Raw genomic sequence first — 1731 nt, 5'->3', positions numbered from 1 at the left:
CTTCTATAAAGAATTCAGTGTAACAAAATCCAAAATTATTATTTGGGTATTCTATAAATTTAATGAATAATTAAAAAAGGGATGAAAAAAGTGAAGAATTTAGCCGCAGATATTATATATCTTATTGAGAGTAATGATGACTTGATAGAGTATAAAAATAATCAAATTATTATAATTTTAAATGCACTTAAAAATGCTATTATTAACTTAATAAAAGAAAATAAAAATAAAATTTTTAATGATAATGATTTAATTAAATTAGCTATTAGAAAAGCATTAGAACTTAAAAAAAACGATGTAATCATCATTAAACAAGAACATATTTTTGTAAAAATTATTAACAGAACAAATAGAAATAATATAGCCCAAAACGAATCAAAAATACATGAACGGAGATTTAATGGGATTGATAAAAGAGAGTTAGAAGTATTTTATAGTGAACATTTTTCAAAAGAAATTAGCAAGAATTTTTTTAAGACAATTGTTGAAAAATTTGTTGAATTATATTTTGAAGAACAAAAAATAGATAATCATATCTACGAAAAGAATGTTTTTGTATATATTCAAAGAATAATTATAGCAGAACTAATAGTTAAGTTTGAACAGTCTGAAGAGTTTTTAACGGGATTTAGTGGTTATGCCTTTAGAATGCACTTTAACAGTGTATTTGACTCTATCTCCGAGTATATATTAAAAGAGATTTCAATTTCAAATGAATATATGATTGACTTTTTAAAGTACTATTCTTTAGACATAATTATAGTAGATGGAATGAAATATAAAGTTCCAGAGTTTGAAACTGATGATGGCTTAAAGTGGAATGTAATTTCTATGTTATCAATTTCAAAAATATATACTAGAACTAGAACTTCTGTCAATAAACTTCAAAAAGAGGTTTATAGTCTTGATGATCAAATACTTAAATTATTTATAGACAATTTATCACCTACTGAACATAACAAAATACATCTTAACAAGAAAGAAAAACTTACTGATGAGTTAAGATTTAAAGGTCAGAAATTAGAAGATCTTTTAGATGAAGTCCACAGAATGGATAATAAAGAAAGAACAGAGTCTATAAAAAATGAAATAAAAGTATCTAGAGAAAATATAAAAACAATAAAAAGAGCTTTAGAACAACTTGTTAAAAAAGAGATAAAAAGAAGTTTAATAAATAAACAGTTAAAGCTAGAAAGAGAACTTGATAGTATGCATAGAGAATTAAAAGCTCAAGAGAAGATATTATTTCAGAATAAAGATTCATTTCTTTCAATAAAAAAATCACTTTTAAAAGCCTTAATATCAAAAAAACAGCGTATATAAATTAACATTGAGATAAAATTCCATTATGAAATTTGAAGATTACAAAAAAGCAGTTGAGCAGTTAAATATATACTCACATAATTACTATGTACTTGATGACCCTATAACAACAGATGAAGTTTATGACAAACTATATCATGAAGTAGTGGAGTACGAAGAGACAAATAAAGATGATGTTTTAACATCATCACCTACACAAAGAGTTGGTGATGCCATATCTAGTGGATACACTAAGTCCTCGCATCTATCTCGTATGTGGTCTTTAGAAGATATTTTTGACGCGCAAGGCCTAGAAAAATGGCTTACTAAGACATATAAACTAGATGAAAATATCTCTTTTTATTGTGAACCAAAGTTTGATGGAGCGAGTCTTAACCTTATATACGAAGATGGTGAACTTACTCAGGG

At 25.5% G+C, this 1731-nt stretch carries 1 protein-coding gene and 1 pseudogene; both read left to right on the top strand.

Annotated features, from left to right (window positions below; translation table 11 throughout):
* Window positions 1-90 precede the first annotated feature (90 nt).
* On the top strand, window positions 91-1323 hold the full coding sequence (locus QZZ48_RS15685) for a hypothetical protein (RefSeq protein WP_294967191.1): 1233 nt from the start codon (window positions 91-93) through the stop codon (window positions 1321-1323).
* A gap of 25 nt (window positions 1324-1348) precedes the next feature.
* Window positions 1349-1731 (top strand): annotated as a pseudogene (locus QZZ48_RS15680) (NAD-dependent DNA ligase LigA); the annotation flags it as partial.

The sequence above is a fragment of the Sulfurimonas sp. genome (assembly GCF_016744025.1).
Lineage (GTDB): Bacteria > Campylobacterota > Campylobacteria > Campylobacterales > Sulfurimonadaceae > Sulfurimonas.
Note: the sequence above shows the minus strand (reverse complement) of the source record. Positions and strands in the feature narration are given on the sequence as shown.